The 18,053-nt window shown below is 66.0% G+C and carries 10 protein-coding genes and 2 pseudogenes; 8 read left to right on the top strand and 4 right to left on the bottom strand.

Features of this window, described 5'->3' with window-relative positions:
* Positions 1-43: 43 nt before the first annotated feature.
* Positions 44-1,144: a hypothetical protein gene (locus tag AKJ09_RS24760; RefSeq protein WP_146649803.1), complete on the bottom strand. Its 1,101-nt coding sequence runs from the start codon at positions 1,142-1,144 to the stop codon at positions 44-46.
* Between the two features lie 403 nt (positions 1,145-1,547).
* On the opposite strand from AKJ09_RS24760, the gene AKJ09_RS24755 reads away from it, so the two are divergent.
* A complete protein-coding gene (locus tag AKJ09_RS24755; protein ID WP_146649801.1) occupies positions 1,548-2,369 on the top strand; it encodes a helix-turn-helix transcriptional regulator in 822 nt (273 codons plus the stop codon).
* Between the two features lie 159 nt (positions 2,370-2,528).
* Complete coding sequence (locus tag AKJ09_RS24750) at positions 2,529-4,406, top strand: FG-GAP repeat protein (RefSeq protein WP_146649799.1); 1,878 nt, start codon at positions 2,529-2,531, stop codon at positions 4,404-4,406.
* 59 nt (positions 4,407-4,465) lie between these two features.
* Here the strand turns inward: AKJ09_RS24750 and AKJ09_RS24745 are convergent, their stop codons facing one another.
* Positions 4,466-5,008 (bottom strand): hypothetical protein, encoded by a 543-nt coding sequence (locus AKJ09_RS24745; protein ID WP_146649797.1) that lies wholly within the window; start codon positions 5,006-5,008, stop codon positions 4,466-4,468.
* A gap of 149 nt (positions 5,009-5,157) precedes the next feature.
* A pseudogene (locus AKJ09_RS24740) lies at positions 5,158-5,921 on the bottom strand (nucleotidyltransferase domain-containing protein).
* Between the two features lie 89 nt (positions 5,922-6,010).
* On the opposite strand from AKJ09_RS24740, the gene AKJ09_RS24735 reads away from it, so the two are divergent.
* From AKJ09_RS24735 to AKJ09_RS24715, 5 genes and pseudogenes are all read left to right on the top strand, one after another.
* The gene (locus tag AKJ09_RS24735) at positions 6,011-7,411 is read left to right on the top strand and encodes a sigma-54-dependent transcriptional regulator (protein ID WP_146649795.1); all 1,401 of its coding nucleotides are present in this window, start codon (positions 6,011-6,013) and stop codon (positions 7,409-7,411) included.
* Between the two features lie 33 nt (positions 7,412-7,444).
* On the top strand, positions 7,445-9,307 hold the full coding sequence (locus tag AKJ09_RS24730; protein WP_146649793.1) for a sensor histidine kinase: 1,863 nt from the start codon (positions 7,445-7,447) through the stop codon (positions 9,305-9,307).
* A 174-nt stretch (positions 9,308-9,481) separates the two neighbouring features.
* Positions 9,482-10,915, top strand: coding sequence for a TolC family protein (locus AKJ09_RS24725; protein ID WP_146649791.1), 1,434 nt, complete (start codon positions 9,482-9,484; stop codon positions 10,913-10,915).
* Positions 10,912-12,093: an efflux RND transporter periplasmic adaptor subunit gene (locus AKJ09_RS24720; RefSeq protein WP_146649789.1), complete on the top strand. Its 1,182-nt coding sequence runs from the start codon at positions 10,912-10,914 to the stop codon at positions 12,091-12,093. Before AKJ09_RS24725 ends, AKJ09_RS24720 begins: the two co-directional genes overlap by 4 nt.
* A pseudogene (locus AKJ09_RS24715) lies at positions 12,090-15,214 on the top strand (efflux RND transporter permease subunit). The gene AKJ09_RS24720 and the pseudogene AKJ09_RS24715 overlap by 4 nt, the downstream one beginning before the upstream one ends.
* Here the strand turns inward: AKJ09_RS24715 and mgtE are convergent.
* Positions 15,211-16,530, bottom strand: coding sequence for a magnesium transporter (gene mgtE / locus AKJ09_RS24710; RefSeq protein WP_146649787.1), 1,320 nt, complete (start codon positions 16,528-16,530; stop codon positions 15,211-15,213). The pseudogene AKJ09_RS24715 and the gene mgtE sit on opposite strands and share 4 nt — an antisense overlap.
* A 476-nt stretch (positions 16,531-17,006) precedes the next feature.
* Here mgtE and AKJ09_RS24705 point away from each other — a divergent pair, with 476 nt between their 5' ends.
* A complete protein-coding gene (locus tag AKJ09_RS24705; RefSeq protein ID WP_146649785.1) occupies positions 17,007-18,041 on the top strand; it encodes an RAD23 family protein in 1,035 nt (344 codons plus the stop codon).
* Positions 18,042-18,053 lie beyond the last annotated feature (12 nt).

Here is an 18,053-nt window from a genome sequence, read left to right as displayed (position 1 = left end):
CAATTATTAGGAAATCGTCCGAGTCCCCGTTCCCCGAGCCGGACTACGAGAATTTGCCAAGCCCGCTCAGCGAAACGAAGAAGACGAAGGTCTTGGTCGAGTAGAGGCCCTGACGCTCGTTCGCCAGGTCGAAATAGGAGAAATCGTGCTGGCGAAGACCCCACGTCAGACCAAGCTCGACCCTTCCGCCGAGAGGGCCCGTCCGCGCATCGAACCCGACCGCAGCCGTGGGCCCGACGAGCAGTCGCCAGTGGTCGCTGCCACTCTGCATACCGGCGGTGTTCGGCAGGATGGCGCCCAGGGCGAGCCCTGCGCATGCGTCGACCTCGTTGGACGGCCAGCGCACGACCGCGAAGCACGAACGGAGACGCTGCTCGACGGCTGCGAAGTCGGCGTAGACGGGCCCTTCGCGGAGGCGCTGCGGGAGCGAATAGCCACCCGACCAATCGAAGCTCCACCGTGAATTCGACGGCTCGAGGCGAACGAGCGCGAAGACCGTCACCGTCGCCGAGGGCAAGATGCCCACGCTGGTGCCCGCACCGGCGCCGAGCGAAACGCCCCACCTTCGATTTCGATGCTCGGGCAGCGCGGATGGCGGTGCAGCTCGATGCTCGTGGAGAGGCGGCGGCGGCGATACGACAGGCACGTCGCTGACGTCATCCGCTTTCGGTGCCGGGGCTTCCGGCGGCGGAGAGGCGGGCGGCTCCGAGGCGTCGTTCGGATCCTGAACGGGCCGGCCCGTTCGATGGGGATCGATGATGAGCGTCACGATCAGGGTCGCTGCGCGGCGCAGGCTCGGACAGCTCTGGGCCTTCAGCTCGCGCACGCCGCGAACGTTGCCGCGCCGATCGCGCTCGGTCACCCGCGCTCGAAACTCGCCCTGCGCTACCGGGGTCTCCTCGGCCTCGATGAGGATGTCGGCGTTCGAAGACTCGGTGAACGTGGCGCGCCCGAGCCGCTGCTCCACGGACTCGCGGAGCGCCGCTTCGTCGACGCACGCGTCACCTTGCGACGGGCGCCACGAGAGGCCGAAGGAGACGTCTGCCCGCGCAGGCGCTTCCAGGGCCCACGCGGCGAAGCCCACGCACGCGGCAAGGCACCACGTCTTCGGAGGACGAAAGCGACGCGCGCGACGCAAGCTCATCCCGCGATCGCTTCGGAAAGGAACCCAGGCATCCGACGAGGACGGTAAGTGTACTCGACGACACCTCCTTCCCCGAGCTTCGGGCGCAGCGCGCCTTCGGCAAGGCCCGCTACAGCTGAGGTCGGGGCTCGACATCGTCGCCTGCTACGAACGTGCACACTGCACACGTTTGATTGCTCCCAGGCTCCATCGCATGGCGGTGCACGCCGCTCGTCGTCATCCAATCGGCCGGTCTGTGTTGGCGCGCGGCGCCCGTGGTCACCTGCGAATCGCGCTCGAATTTGCGTCGCCGACGAGGCGACCGTGAGCTCGACGCTGTGCGGCATCGCCGTTTGTGTGCCGGCCGAAAACTAGGCCCCTTGGCGGTCCCGATCGTGATGGTCGGCATGGTAACTTCTTGCTCGTGACCCGCGAATCGCGCCGCACGCAAAGGCTCCACTCGGCGCTCGCCGAGTTCTACGGGCCGGGGCTTGCGGCGGACACGTTCGTCGATCGCGCGTTCACCCTCACCGCGCGTCTCGTGCCGTTCGCGCTCAACAGCCACGGCGTCATCGACCGCAAGACGGGCTCGCTCACCGCTGCGTTCGACTGCACGCCGCCCGGTCTCGCGGACGCGTTCGCGGCGTTCGGCCGGCTCATGGGCAAGTACGCGCCCTTTCGGTTCGACCCGACCGTCAACGACGGCAAGCCGTTCAGCGCGCGCGATTTCTACAGCCGCCCGGCGTTCTGCGACCTCGACATCTACCAAGAGGTCTATCGGCCGATGAGGCTCACCGATCACTGCTTCATGCACGTGCCGACAGGCCCCGACGAGGTCGTGTTCGTGGGCTTCCTGCGCGACGGGCGTCCCTTCGACCTCGCTGAGAAAGAGCTGTTTCAGCTCGTGCAGCCGCACCTCTCGAACGGGCGCAAGCTCGCCTTCGCGATGACGGCCGCCGAGGACACGCCGGTGACGCCGGAATTGTTCTTCGGTGCGGGCTTCACGCCCCGCGAGAGCGACGTGCTGTATTGGCTCACGCGCGGCAAGACCAACGAGGAGATCGCGAAGCTCCTTCGCATGCGCGCGGATTCCGTGAGCCGTCACCTCCAGACGATCTACGAAAAGATGGGCGTCGAGCACCGCGTCTCGGCGACGATTCGAGCGCTCGATCTCGCGCGAAAGCTCCACGCCGCTGCCGTGAGTCTGCAAGGCGGCGAAGTCTCGTTCACCGTGCCGACGCGGTAGCCAGTCTCGTCGCGTCGCCTGCCGAACGGAGCGCTCCGCCACGTCGCTGGAATTCGCACGCGCGGGCATCCATGGCCGCGCTCGCAAAGGTAGGGGATACCCCTACGCCTAGTTTTCGGCGTACGCAGGAAAGAACCGACGTGCTTCGCTCGCAGAGCGATGAAATCTGCGGTTTTTCCGGACGACGCCGAGGCGTCTTCGCCCTCGTCTTCGCTTCGCACGATCGCTTCGTGGCACGTCTTGCTCGGGGAGTTCGATATCGGATCGCCCAGAAGGCCGGGCGCGATGACACCGGCGTTGCGGGCCGCGTACATCGCGGCGGTGCAACGTGAAGCGTCGAGGGAACACCAGCTCGAGCCCGTGGTCGGAGGCTTTCGAGGTCGGAGCTCGTCAGGGCTCGGTGTCGTGTTCGATGCGCGCGGCGTGGAAGTGAGCGCCGGAGGCTGGCGCGCGGAAGCAACGCGCTGGGGACGTGAAGGAGCACTCCTTCCCGTTGCACGCACGGCTCCGCGAGCCGACGGCAATCGCGCGACGTACCACCGCGATGGCTTCGACGAATGGTACGTGGTCGGACCGCTCGGGATCGAACAGGGCTTCACGTTGCATGCGCCGCCCGCACGCACACGCGGTGGCGAGGGGATCGTCATCGAGCTGGCCGCGATTGAGCTCGAGGCGAGGATCGATTCGACCGGCACCGCCGCATCCCTGCACGACGCCACCGGGAGAGAGCTTCTTCGCTACACCGATCTCTACGTCGTGGACGCGGCGGGCAAAGAGCTCCCTGCGCGACTCCGAGCCGAGACCGGCTCGCTCGCGATTTGGTTCGACGACCGCGGGGCAACCTATCCCGTCACCGTCGACCCGCTGATCGTCGTCCGAGAGCAGAAGCTGGGCACGAGCGGACACGCGCACGGCGACGACCTCGGAGTGTCGATGGCCGTCAGCGGCGACACGGCCATCATTGGCGCCCCCGGAACGGCGAGCCGCCAGGGCGCGGCGCACGTCTTCGTTCGCTCGGGCGGCACGTGGTCCCTGTTGCAGAAGCTCATCGTGAACGACACGACGAGCTTCGACAACTTCGGCTGGTCGGTGGCGCTCGACGGAGACGTCGCGATCGTGGGCGCGGTCGGAAAAGACGCCATGGGAGCGGCGTACGTCTTCGTCCGTTCGCGCGGAGCGTGGTCGTTGCAGCAGACGCTCGCCGCGAGCGACGGTCACGCCGGCGACTTCTTCGGTAGCTCGGTGGCGCTGAGTGGGAACACCGCCCTCATCGGCGCCAATCAGAAGGCGGGATTGCAGGGGGCCGCGTACTTCTTCGTCCGTTCGGAAAAAGGCTGGTCCGAGCGACAGAAGCTCACGGGAACGGACACGGGGGACCAAGACTCCTTCGGCTACTCGCTCGCGATCAGCGGAGACACGGCCGTCGTCGGCGCCTGCGGACAGGGTTACAACGCCGGCGCCGCGTACGTGTTCGTCCGCTCGGGGGAAGCTTGGTTCCAGCAGCAGAAGCTCACTGGGAGCGACATCGTGCAGGGCGACAGCTTCGGCATTTCCGTGGCGCTGAGCGGCGACACCGTGATCGTCGGTGCCTACGCGACCGCGAACCGCCAGGGAGCGGCCTACGTCTTCGTGCGTTCCGGCGAAACGTGGTCCCAAGAGCAGAAGCTCGTCGCGGACGATTGGGCAGCGTCTGACTATTTCGGAGTCTCGCTGGCGCTCGGTGAAGACACGGCGGTCATCGGTGCCTACGGGAAAGCGACCTATCGAGGAGCAGCGTACGTCTTCGTCCGCTCCGGCGGAGCGTGGTTCCAGCGGCAGAAGCTCACCGCGAGCGACGCGCGCGACTACGACTCCTTCGGGAGCTCGGTGGCGTTGAGCGAAGGCGCTGCGCTCGTCGGCGCCTCTCGCAATGCCAATCACGGCGCGGCGTATGCCTTCGCGTTGCGCGAGGTCATCGCCTCGGACAGCGAAACCACGGGCGAGGACGGAGCGGGCTCCGTCGCCCGCCTGCGCACCCACGTGGCGGACGCCGGCTAGCGTCACCTACTTGCCCGGCGACGCCCCCCCCCGCACGCGTTCGCGCCGTCATCAGAGGTTCAATCGCAGCTCAAGCCCCACTCGCAGCGGTCGGCACCGAAACCAACGCAAATGGGGTGCGCGGAGCCTCCATCGTCACAGGGCAAGAACAGTCCGATGTGCGGTTTTCCCTCGCAACGCTCCGCCGGACATCGCCCTAGTGGAATGGCGCACTGGGAAAGCCAATCACACGCCGCGCGATTCAGACTGCCGCAAAGGGCGCTGAAGACCGTCATGTCAGGCGGGCAGACGCTTGCATCTGGCGCAGCCCCCGCGCACTCCGCTTCCGGACACGCACCGAACGAGACGAGACCGCTGTCCCGCTCGTCCCAACGACAACCGCCCTCGCCGCGATCGCACGTGGGATGGCTCGATCCACTCGGCATCGGACCGCACGTTGCAGCCGTACAGTCACCGACGAAGTCGGCCCCGGAAGCGGGCTCTACGGCGGCCGCGTCCGGTGATGCGATGCCGATGAGCGCTCCGTCGTCCGCGCCATCCGACCTCGCGTCGCAGCCTGTCATGAACGCCACTGACGTCCCGAGTCCGATGCCGACCATCACGACCGCAGCTCGTAGAGAGCCCCGAAAGAACGCCCGCCCCACGCGGACCGAATATCGTGACGACGACGCGAACCGTCCAGTGCGAGCGCGTTTCGCAGAACGGCGAGCCGCGGCGCACGAGAACAATCTGCAGGAATACGAACTTCGTATTACGAATTACGCACGGTCGACTCGACGACTTGGCGACATCGCTCGCGAGCGGCGGTGACGAGCGATGCGAGATCTCCTCCCCGGGTCATGATCGAGTCGACGTCGCCAAGTCCAGCGCGAGTCAGCAGCGTCTTCTCGTTGGTACCCCACTCACCGCGCGACGCGAGCACGGCGTGCGCGGCCTGGAGCGTCGCCTGTGCGACGAGACCAAGACACTGCGTAACGCGCCCCTGCGACGCGTGGGTGAGCTCGGCATGACGGAACGTGAGCTGCGCGTCGTTCCACCAGACGTCCCGCGCCGCGACCTTGAGAGCATCGGGATAAGACGGACGCGGCAGTTGCCCCCGCAGTACTTCGTGGATGGCGAGCTCTCCCACCACGAGGTACGTCGGAATGCCGGCAAGGTGGAACATCAACCGTTCGATCCGGAACCGCCCTTCCCTCGCCTCGGCCAGCGCGTGCTCAACGACGTCGAGATCACGGTAGTGCACGTCGACGGGTCGACCATCGATCGTCAACCAGGCGCCGCCGTTGAACACGCCGCCACCCCACGCACCGATCTCGGATACTTCGCCGGGCCAACCGACGTTGCGGAGGTCCTGCGGATCGAAGCGTCCGCGATAGTAAATCGCCAGGTCCCAATCGCTGTCCGGACGATGCATTCGCTGCGCACGCGAGCCCCCAGCGTCACCGCGACCACGCCTGGCAGCGCGGCAAGTCGATCCGCCACGCCGTCCAGCCACGTTTGCTCTCGAGCATCCATCTCGAAGACACACCATAGAACGCAGTCCAGCCACCACAAGAGGAGGAACGGATTGGGACGCACGCGCGCGTGCAAGTACACTGGGCGCCGTGAATACCGGATTCGCGACGGAGCCGTGGTCGTCCCTCGTCATCGACGATGACGCCACCGTACGACAATCCCTGCGACTTTGCCTCGAGGTGGAAGGAGCGCGCGTCCTCGGCGTTGCTACGGCAGAGGCTGCCCTCGAGGCGCTCGAACGGACCACGTTCGACGTCGTTTTTCTCGATCTGTGGCTCGGAGCCGAGTCCGGCCTGGACGCCTTGCCCGATATTCTCCGGAAGCAGCCCGGAATCGGCGTCGTCGTCGTGACGGCGTATGCGAGCTTCGAAACCGCGGTGCAAGCCATGAAGCTCGGGGCCTCGGACTACCTGCCGAAACCTTTCACGCCCGAGCAGGTACGCCAGGCCGCGCGCCGCGTGGTCGAGGCCAAACGGCTCCAGGTCGAGCACGCGCGCCTGCGTGAACGAGTCGATGCCGGAATGGCGGCTCACGGGTTCGAGTCGAGGAGCGCGCGCTATCGATCGTTCATCGAGACGGCAACGCGAGCGGCATCCGCCGATTCCGTCCTTCTCCTGCGCGGCGAAAGCGGGACCGGCAAAAACGTCCTCGCGCGGTGGATTCATCGCACGAGCAGGCGGAAAGCCGGGCCGTTCGTGACGGTCCACTGCCCGGCGCTGACCGGCGATTTGATGACGAGCGCACTCTTCGGACATCGCAAGGGAGCCTTCACGGGAGCCGTCGCCGACATGGCCGGCAAGGTGGAAGAGGCCGAGGGCGGAACCCTGTTTCTCGACGAAGTCGGCGACCTCTCCGCCGATGCGCAGGCGCGTCTGCTGCGATGCTTGAACGACCGCACGTACGAGCGTCTCGGTGAAGCACGCGAACGCCATGCCGACGTTCGTCTCGTTGCAGCAACGAACCGCCCCATCGAGGAAGAATCACGAAGCGGTCGCTTCCGTGAAGATCTGCTCTTCCGGCTCAACGTCATCACGCTGACTCTCCCGGCGCTGCGTGACCGGCGTGAAGACGTTCTGCCGATTGCTCTCCATTTCCTGCGATTCTTCGAGCGCACCCACGGACGAACGGGGCTGGCCTTCCGCGCCGATACGGAATTTCTCGTGACCGAATATCCCTGGCCCGGCAACCTTCGGGAGCTTCGCAACGCGATCGAACGCGCAGTCACCCTCGCGCCCAGCGGCGTTCTGCTGCCCGAAGATCTGGGGCTGCCCGAAGCCGACGTCCACGAGATCCTCACCCGACAGAGCGCCCCTCCGAATCGACGCACGGTCCCGGTCGAGGTCGGCGCAGACGTCTCGCTCGAAGAGCTCGAACGCGAACACATTGCAAGGCTCGTGGCGCGGGCACCGACCTTCGACGCCGCCGCGCGGACACTCGGCATCGACATCACGACGCTGCATCGAAAGCGGAAGCGCTATCGTCTGGCTTGACGCCGCCGGCCTCGCGCGTACATCCCGACGGTCATGACCGTCCGACGGCTCTCGACGAAATACCTGCTCGCCAGCGCGGTTCTCGTCCTCTCCACGGTCGCCTGCGGGGTCTTCGGAGTCTACACCTTCGCCCGCCTCGGTATCGTCGTGGCCGGTACGCTCAACGACAGCCAGGCAACGCTCGATCTGACGACGCGCGCAGGCACGCTGCTCGAACGGGAAGACGACGAGCTCCTGCGGGCCATGGTGGACCGAAGCGCCGACGACGTGGCCTCGCTCGATTCGCAGCGACATCAATTCGACAGCGTCTCCGGCGAGCTCGGGTCGATCCTCGTCGGAGCCGAAGAGCTCGAGGCAGGACGGCGCTTGCGAAGCTACGTCGATGCCTATCGTGTCGCCACGGACGAGCTTCTCCGAGCAGCCGATCCCCCAACGGCGCTCGCTCGCTACCACAAGTCGGTCAATCCGCTGCTGCGCAAGGCCGTCGCTGAATGCGGTGCCATCCGCGAAGTGAACTTCCGCGAGATGCAGCACGCGGGCGAGCGCGCGCGCGACGAGGCGTTTCGTGCCACGTTCATCGTCGCTGGCGTCGGGCTGATCGCCTTGGTCGTGTCGCTCGCGGTCGCGCGTCACCTCACGCAAACGGTCGTCAAACCCGTGCTCGCCCTCACCGGAAGCGTCGAAGCCATCGCGCGCGGCGAGTTCGGAAGCCGCGTGACCGTTGCCTCCGAGGACGAGCTCGGGCGCCTCGCGTCGGGATTCAATCGAATGGCGGAGGCGCTCGACGAGTTCCGGCGCTCCAACCTAGGCGAGGTGCTCCGCGCGAAGAACAATCTCGAGGCGACGCTTGAGGCCCTGCCCGACGCCGTGGTGGTGGTGAAGCCCGATGGCGGAGTCGACGCCATGAATCGACCGGCGCGTGCGCTTCTCGACCGATCGAACCAGGACGAACCGCCGGGGACATGGAAGAGCCTAGGCCTACCCGAACCGGCTTCCCGTGAGCTCGTGCAAGCGCTCGAGGGCGGAACCGAACGGCCCCGCGCCGACTTGACGCATGCCTTCGCGGCGGGGCCCGATACGGCGCTGCGATTCCTCCCGCTCGCAAGGCCGGTGGCCGCTCCCGATGCTGGCGGCCATGGCGCCGTCCTCGTTCTCTACGACGTCACCGAATTTGCACGTCTCGACGAGCTACGCAGCGAGGTGGTCGCCGTCGCGTCGCACGAGCTCAAGACGCCTCTGACGTCGATCCGCATGAACCTCCTGCTCCTTGGAGAGACCGCCACGGGACTGCCGCAAAAGCAGCGCGAGATGCTCGAGACCGCCCTGCAGGGCTGCGAAGAGCTCGCGACGTTGACGGAACGTTTTCTCGACGTCACGCGTATCGAGGCCGGGCAGCTCCAACTCTCGCTCGAACCGACGGATCTTCGCCACGTCATCGAGCCCATCGCCCATCGATACCGCGTTCGTTGCGAAGACGCTGGATTGTCGCTGAGCGTGAAGCTCGGGGAGACGCCGCACCTCTCGGTCGTCGATGGACCGAGGCTCGAGACGGTGCTCTCGAACGTCCTAAGCAATGCGGTGAAGTACACGCCGAAGGGGGGCAGCGTCGCGCTCGAGCTGCGTAGCGCCGGCGACGACGACCGAGCGACACGCATCGTGGTCACGGACTCCGGGCCCGGCATCCCGGCAGAGCTTCAGACGCGTATCTTCGAGAAGTTCTTTCGCGTCGAGCACGCGCGTCCGAGCGCGACGCGTAAACCACCCGGCGCAGGGCTCGGGCTCTATCTCTGCAAGCAAATCGTCGATGCTCACGGCGGCACGATTCGAGTTCGCACCGTAAGTGCGAAGGGCGGAACCGAGGTCGACATCACGTTGCCCTCGGGAGCTCTTTCCTGACGCGAGCGCCAGGCGCCTGCGCAAGGCGCCGTCACGGCGGATTGCCGTGTCGATCAGATGGCAATCCCGCCCGCACATGGCAATTCGCCATGACGGAGGGAAGCGAGCGCGCTTACAGAGGTAGGCGACGGCGGTGCCGGTGCGGCATGGCTGTTGCTCAGAGCCGCGGCGCTCATGATGTTCCGGCAACGCTGGATGGCGATCGGACTCCCTTCGATCGTCGCCTCCTGCTCCCCAACGTACAACCCGCCCGCTGCGTCGCTCTTCGGCCAGGGCGCCACTCCGAACTTCGCGCGGGAGACCGAGACGTCGCCGAAGGCTACCTCCGGGCCCCTCGCGCCCCTCGAGGCGACACCCCCGACGAGTCCTGGAAATGACGCTGGAGGAATCGTCACGCTTCAGCTGTCGGACGTGATCCGCGCGAGCGTGCTCGGCGATCCACGCATCGCCGCTTCCCTCGAAAACGTCCGAATGGCCCAAGGAGACTTCACGACGACCGCTCTCTTGCCCAACCCCGGCCTTTCGATCGGGCAAACGTTGAATCCGTTCCCAGGCGCGGGATTCACGCAGGAGCGGCCCGGTGGACCTCCTCAGCTCGACATCGGCCTGAGCTATGCGCTCGACGGGATTCTGTTCGGCAAACGCACGGCAGCGATGGATAGTGCGAGACGCGCGGTGGACGTTGCAGCGGCGGAGCGCGCCGACCTCGTCCGCCAGCGAGTGCTCGAGGCCATCACCGACTACTACGATGTCCTTCAGGCAAAAGCGCTCTTCGAGCTCGCCAAAGAGGCACACGGGCAGGTCAAGACCCTCGAATCGATCACGGCACAACGGGTGACGCTCGGAAGCGTCGGGACGATCGAGCTCGATCGCGTGCGCCTCGCCCTCCTCGCGGCACATCGCGACATGCTGCGCAGCGAGGCCGATGTCGACAAGGGGATGGCACGTATTCGCGCTCGACTCGGACCGGCCTTCGCCCGTCCCTCGCTCGAGGTGGGCGGCTCGCTCGAGCTCGCGACCGTGCCGGACGCGCCGTCCCTGACGGACGCCATGGCGGCGGCGGAGGCCTCACGCCCCGACGTGATCGCCGCGAAGCGCGATGTCGAGCGTGCGGCTGCGGACATCAAGATGGAGCGGCGGAACGCATATCCGAATCTGGCCGTTGCCGTCGGATACACGCGTCAATTCCAGACTTCGCTGGGCGTGCCGGACATCAATGCGTGGGGCGTCGGCGTCGATACGACACTTCCACTCTTCAATCGAAATCAAGGAGCCATCGCAAAGGCCGAAGCCGCACACCGGCAGAGCATCGCGATCCGCGAGGCCGTCCTTCTCGAGCTCCGTGCCGACGTCGAACAAGCGCTTCGTGAATACAAAGTCGCGCGTGAGGTCGTGACGCAGGACGTGCTCGGCACGTTGAGCGCCGCGGGCGCTGCGCGCGAGAAGGTCCTCGAGTCGTATCGACTCGGCGGCAAGACGCTCATCGAGGTACTCGACGCCCAAAACGCCTATCGCGAAGCCGTGCGACTAACCATCGAAGCACGCGCTGGATTCTGGAAAGCAAAGCACTCGCTCAATGCGGCGCTGGGAAAGGAGGTTCTCCAATGACGACCAAGGAAGTGCACGGAGAGGATGCACGAAACGCAGCCGAGCGCGAGGAGGAGAAACCTTCGCGCGAGATCGTGAGCTGGATCGTAACCGTCGTGCTCCTCGGCGCGCTCGTCGGCTATCTGGCTCTGACGAAGCCGCCCTCAATGACGCAGGCCCCGCGCGCAGACGGCCCCTCCGCCGTGCGCGTGACGGGCCCCAAGGAGTTCCGGATCGAACCGGGCTCGAGCCTCGAATCGAAGCTCGTCGTCGCGAGCGTCCGAACGGAGCGAACGACCTCGGCGATCCTCGAGGTGACCGGCTCCATCATGGCGAGTCTCCCCAAAGGAGCAAGGACGTCCGAAGGGCGCTGGCAGTTCTCGAGCCCCGACCTGCTCTCGGCCTACGTGGACTTGCAGAAATCGGGTGCGGAGGTCGCCTTCTCGAGGCAACAGCTCAACACGGCCGAGCGGCTCGACGCGACGAGGGTGAGCGCGCAGGAGAAGGTCGTCGAGCGATTGAGCAAGCTCGTTCAAGCCGGCTCCGACTCGCCGAAGGATCTTGCCGTCGAGGAGACCAACCTCGAGCAGGCCAAGCTCGAAGGACTGAAGATCGTCCACGAGGCGACGGCCGCACTGCGGACCGCCGAGCGCACCCAGGCGGCCCTGCAGCGACAACTCGAGCAAGCCGGCCTCGACCCCGAAGCGCTCGGCAGCGCCAAGGAAGGCAGCGCGCTTCTCGTCGCCGACGTGCCCGAATCGAAGATCGAACGCGCGCAGCAAGGGCAATCGTCCAAGGCACGTTTCTATGGCCTGCCGGGGAGAGAGTTCGTCGGTACGGTGAATCGGATCTCCCCCACGGTGACGCGCGAGCAGCGGACACTGCGGGTGCTCGTCATCCTCGATGACAAGCACGGCGAGCTTCGCCCGGGAATGTTCGCCGACGTAGGCCTGGGCACCGACGAGCGGGATGCTCTTTGGGCCCCCTCCGACGGAATCCTGCACGTCGGGAAATCCGACTACCTCCTCGTATCGCACGGAGCCGGGCAGTGGGTCGTGACTGAAGTCACTCTCGGCGAATCGCGAGGGCCCGAGAGTGAAGTTCTACGTGGCGTACCGGGCGGCACGAAGGTGCTCGGCCAGGGAGCCATCTTGCTCAAGCCGTTCGTCATCGAATCACTCGCTGTCGGCTCACCATGATTCCCTTCCTCATCCGTATTGCCCTGCGCTTTCGCCTGCAGGTGCTCATCGTCGTCGCTGCCGTGATCGGGATCGGGATCTGGGCGGTGCAAGGACAGCGCGTCGACGCCTACCCGGACATCTCCGCGCAGATGGTCCAGGTGATCACCACGTCCCCAGGCCGCGCGCCCGAAGAGGTCGAGAGGCAGATCACGATTCCGGTCGAGATCGCGCTGCGCAACGTTCCGCGCGTCGAGATGGTCCGCTCACGCACGATCTTCGGGCTCTCGGTCGTCCAGCTCATCTTCGAGGAAGGGACAGAGAGCTACTGGGCGAGGCAGCGGGTGCAGGAGCGGCTCTCGACGGTCTCCTTGCCCGATGGGGCGAGCCCCGAGATGGGCCCCCTAGCCACGGCCTACGGAGAGATCTTCCGCTACGAGCTCGTCGGCGACACGACGCAGGACCTCATGGAGCTCCGCACGCTGAACGACTGGGTCGTCATTCCGCGCCTGCTCCGCGTACCAGGCGTGGCAGATGTCTCGAACTTCGGCGGCCACGAGAAGCAGTTCGCGGTGGTGTTCAACCCCGCACAGCTCCTGCGCTACGGCCTGTCGGTCAACGACGTGGTGACCGCCATCGAGACGAACAACGCAAGCGCCGGAGGGAGCGTCATTCCGCGAGGAAGCATGTCCTTCGTCATTCGTGGAAGAGGCGCCGTTCAGACGCTCGGCGAGCTCGAGAACATCTTCGTCAAATCGGCCTCCGGCACGCCCATCTACGTTCGTGACGTCGCCCAAGTCCTGTTCGATCATCCGCCCCCCTCCGGCATCTTCAGCAAAGACGCCATGGACGCGGGAGTCGAAGGCATCCTCCTCATGCGCAAAGGAGAGAACCCGTCCGACGTGCTCGCGAACGTCAGCGCCGCGGTGTCGGAGCTGAACGCCGGCGGGCTGCCGAACGGCGTGCGGATCCGCCCGTTCTACGACCGCACATTCCTCGTCAAGAGCACGATGTACACGGTCACCCACAGCGTGCTGCTCGGCATCACGCTCGTCGTCGTCGTCCTCGTCTTCTTCCTCGGCCGCCCGACCATGGCGCTCCTCGTGGCCGCCACCATTCCCTTCGCACTCTTCGTCGCCGTTGCTCTGATGCGCCTCACCGGGATCCCGATCGGTCTTCTCTCGATCGGAGCCATCGACTTCGGAATCATCGTCGACGGCGCCGTGATCATGGCCGAGAATATCGCTCGGCGCGTGGGCTCGATGCCTCGCCCCGTCACCTCGAAGAACGTGGTGCACGCCATCCGCGACGCCGCGCTCGAGGTCGAGAGCCCACTCTTCGTCTCGATGTTCCTGATCATCGCAGCGTACTTGCCGCTGCTGACGCTCACCAGCATCGAAGGGCTTCTGTTCAGGCCCATGGCGCTGACGATCGTGTTCGCGCTCGCAGGCGCCCTCGTCTTCGCCCTCCTCGTCGTCCCCGTGCTGGCCGCATTTCTCTTCCGACGAGGATATGCCGAATGGGAGAACCCGCTGCTCGAGCGGTTCAAGATCGTCTATGTGCGATGGCTCCATGCACTCTTGCGCAGGCGCTACCAGGTTGCGACGTTTGCCGTCGGTCTCTTCGTCGCCATCGTGGTCTTCGTCGTTCCGCGGCTGGGTACCGAGTTTCTCCCTCCTATGGATGAAGGCGTGATCTGGGTGCGAGCGAATTGCCCGGAGGGCACGAGTCTCACGCAGGCTGCCCAGTACGGCAGGCGTCTGCGAGAGCTTGCGCTCGAGATTCCGGAGGTCGATTTCATCTCCGTCCAGACCGGACGAAACGACAGCGGCACCGACCCGTTCCCGCCGAGTCGAATGGAGATCATGATCGGCCCAAAGCCGAAATCGGATTGGAGGCGTTTCGAAACCAAACACGAGCTCGTCGCCGCGATTGGCTCGCGGTTTCGAGCCGAGTTCCCGACGCTGCGATTCAACTTCACGCAGCCCATCATCGACAGCGTCACCGAGGACACGAACGGGACCTCCGCGAACCTCGCCGTGGAGGTCTCGGGCGACGACGCAAGCGTGCTACTCGATCTCGCGCGACGCGCGCAGGCACTTCTACGGAGCGTGCCCGGCGCGACGGACGTGAACATCGAGCAGGAAGGACCGCAGCCCCAGCTCGTCATCCAGCCGGATCGCGCGCTCTCGGCCCGGTACAACGTGCGCATCGAAGACGTAACGAAGATGATCGACACCGCGATGGGCGGCGAGCCGATCGGGACGATCTACGAAGGTGAGCGGCGCTTCGACATTGCGGTCAAGTTCGACCGTGCCATCCTGAGCTCCCCGAGGCGATCGGGCGGCTTCCCGTCTACACCGCGGACGGGGTGGCCATCCCCCTTGCCCAGGTCGCTCGCATCGACGTCATCGACGGACAGACGCTCATCGCACGCCAGCAGGGACGCCGCCGCATCACGATTCGAACCGACATCGTGGGACGCGACCAGGGGAGCTTCGTCGAGGAGGCGCAGGCCTGTTTCGCAAAGGAGATCGTGCCGCCCGAGGGCTACGGCATTGCATGGCTCGGGATGTTCGAGAACCTCGCGCGAGCGCGGCGGCATTTCCTCGTACTCATCCCGGTCACGATCATCACGATCTTCGTCGTACTCTTGATGGCATTTCGCTCGCTCAAGACGGCCGCCTTGCTCCTCCTGCCGATTCCGTTCGCCTTCGTCGGCGCCGTTCTCGCTCTCTACGTGCGCAACATGAACGTGAACGTGTCGACGGGAGTCGGTTTCGCGACGGTCTTTGCCGTCTCGATGATGGACGGCATCTTGATGGTTCGCGCGATCAATACGGCGCGAGCTCGGGGAGTTTCGCTCGATGAAGCGATCGTCGAAGGACGCGTCAGCCGTCTCAGGCCCGGTCTCATGACATCGGTCGTCGCCGTACTTGGCCTGCTACCGGCGTCGCTCGCGACCGGACTCGGCTCCGACGTCCAACGCCCGCTCGCAACGGTCATCATCTGGGGCCTTTCCTGCTCCACGGTCCTCACGATGTTCGTGGTGCCGGTGCTCTATCGCCTCTTTGCCCCTGGGCTGCCTGCGCAGGAAGCGGAGGAAGCGGGCGATCGACGCGGCTCCGAAGGAGTTGCCTAGAGCAAGGTGCCGCGAAGGACGACCTGAGCAACATTGAAATAGATGACCAGGCCGGACACGTCGACGAGGGTTGCGACGAACGGCGCGGATGCGCTCGCCGGGTCGAACCCTAGCCGCCGAATGATGAACGGCAACATCGAGCCGGAGATCGTGCCCCAGGTCACCACGCCGACGAGGCTGAGTGAGACGGCCGCGGCAATTCGAGCAGAGTGGGCGCCGTACGTGTGGAAGAGGGCCTGCCAGACGAGAATGCGAACGAGTCCAATCGAGGCGAGGATGGCGCCCAGCGCGAGCCCGGCAGACAGCTCGCGCCGTACGATACGCCACCAATCGCGTAACCCAACTTCGCCGAGGGCCATCGCGCGAATGATGAGCGTCGTCGCTTGCGAGCCCGAGTTTCCGCCGCTCGAGATGATGAGAGGCACGAACAACGCGAGCACGACGGCCCGCGCGATCTCTTCCTCGTAGTAGGACATGGCGCTTGCCGTCAGCATTTCGCCGAGGAAGAGCGCCGAGAGCCACCCCGCTCGCTTCCTGATCATCGCAAGGATGCCAGTCTGGAGATACGGCGTGTCGAGCGCCTCCATACCGCCGAGTTTCTGGATGTCTTCGGTGGCCTCTTGCCGGACGACGTCGACGATGTCGTCGACCGTGACGATGCCCTTCATTCGTCCTTCGGAATCGACGACGGGCACGGCATTCAGATCGTGTCGGGCAATGACCTCGGCCACCGCCTCTTGGTCCATGTCTTCGGGGACGGTGATCACCTGCTCGTGCATGACCTCGGAGAGGAGGCGATCACCTGGCGAAGCAAAGAGATCACGAAACGACACCACTCCGCGGACGCGCTGTTCACCGTCGAGGACGTAAGCATAATAGAGCGTCTCTACGCGCCGCTGGGCCTGGGCCTGACGTCGCAAGTAGCGAATGGCGGCATCGACCGTCATGTCGGGCCGGAGTCGCACGAAGCGCGGGCTCATCAGCCCACCTGCCGCGTCCTCCGCGTACGCCAAGAGCGCATTCACCTCTCGACGGGCGTGCTCGTCGAGAAGCGCGATGAGCTCCTCGCGCTCGGCCGGTGAAGCCTTCTGGCAAACGTCGGCGGCGTCATCGGGTTCGAGGAGCCGAATCCAAGGCCGGCGCTCCGCCGAAGGCATCTCTCGAAGCACCTGCGCCTGGTCGCTGGCGCTGAGACCGAGGAAGAAGTCGTGGACCTCGGCTCGAGAGAGACTGTGGAATCCCGCAAGGCGCTCGTCCGCGGACAACACGGGCCAGATCTCACGGAGATCTTCGTCGGTGAGGCTCTCCTCGGACATCGGACCCCTCGAATCGCGCCGCGACCGTGAGAGATTGGGGCTGCACGAGGTTACCTGCCGTCGAAGCCGAGGCGCGTGAGCTGGACGGGCGGCGCATGCACGGTGATCGACGCAAGTCCCACACCGATACGAATTCTCCAGCGATCGAGCCGCTCGAGCCGAACACCCGACGGGCTTTCAGCGATCGCCTGTGGAGGCTCACGAACCTCGCCCGATGAGCGCCTTCGCACACGTCATCGTTCGCACGGCCATGGTCGCGGCAAATTGCGGCGACCGAGGTGTCGTATCCAATCGAGGTATCGTCGTGGTTGCGCTCCTAGGCGCCGCGGGCAGAAGCGCGGGCGCCTCGGCGAGTCGGCGCCGGAGGGGTCGCCGATCGTCTGGCATCGAAGGCGTGCGCGCGATAGCGTCGCCTATTGGTGAGAACGTTGGCGCGGTGGAGGGCGTCCCGAGCCTCGTACGCGTCCTGTATCCGCGTGCTCGGACTCGTGCTTCCGCTCGCCACGGCGCAGGACGCGCGCGCCGAAGGACCGATCGAGCCGATTGCGTTCGATTACGCGGCGCCCGCCGAGTGCCCCTCCGCAGAGCATGTTTTGCGGCAAATCACGGGGTATACGACGAAGTGGACGCTAGCCCGTGGCCGCGAGGACGTGAGGTCCTTCCGTCTTCGCGCCGAGCGTCGTGATCAGGGGTATGTCGGGCGGTTCGACCTGCGCGACGCGAAGGGGACGACGGTCGGGCGTGAGGTCATCGCCGAGACCTGCGAAGACGTCACCCTCGCCCTCGCCATCACGGTCGCGCTTGCGATCGACCCTCGCGCGGCCATTGGCGGCGCCGAGGAGCCACCAAGCGCACCTCGCGAGCAAGCGACCGAGACTCCGCCCGCCGCGAACGAGTCGTCGTCGGCGTCGCACGAAGCCACGACCAGCATCGCGCCGGCTCCCTCGGAGAAGCCGGCGGCGCACGACGTCGCTTCACCGCACGTGAACGTCGCCGTGGGAACGCGCGTCGAGGGCACGACGGCGGTATCGGGGCTCCTCGCTGTCTTCGATGCCTTCGTCGAGCTCGACGTCGAACGGACGATCGCGCAGGTTCCCTGGTTTCGGCCGGTTCTTCGCGTAGGCCTCCGGCAGAGCTTCACGCGCACGGCCAGCGTCGGCGAGGCACGGGTCGACATCGACTGGACCGCGGGACAAATCGAGGCCTGCCCGAGCCGGCTCGTGTTCGCGTCGCACCTCTCGGCCGACGTGTGTGTGGGCGCGAACGTGGGCGAGCTTTCGGCGACGGCGCGGGACATCCCCGGCGCCGAGCGCACGCGGCGTTTCTGGTTCGATTACGGCGGACTCCTCGCCGCTCGCTGGCAAGCTCATCCCAATTTCTTCGCCGAATTGGTGGCGGCGTCGTGGGTGCCGCGCAAGCGTGATCGGCTGAGGGTCGAGCCCGACGGCGTCGTGAGCCGAGCGCCGGCGGTGGGCTTTTCTGCGGGGGTTGGTATCGGCTGGCGATTCTGAGAAAAGTTGATC

The sequence above is a fragment of the Labilithrix luteola genome (assembly GCF_001263205.1).
Lineage (GTDB): Bacteria > Myxococcota_A > Polyangia > Polyangiales > Polyangiaceae > Labilithrix > Labilithrix luteola.
Note: the sequence above shows the minus strand (reverse complement) of the source record. Positions and strands in the feature narration are given on the sequence as shown.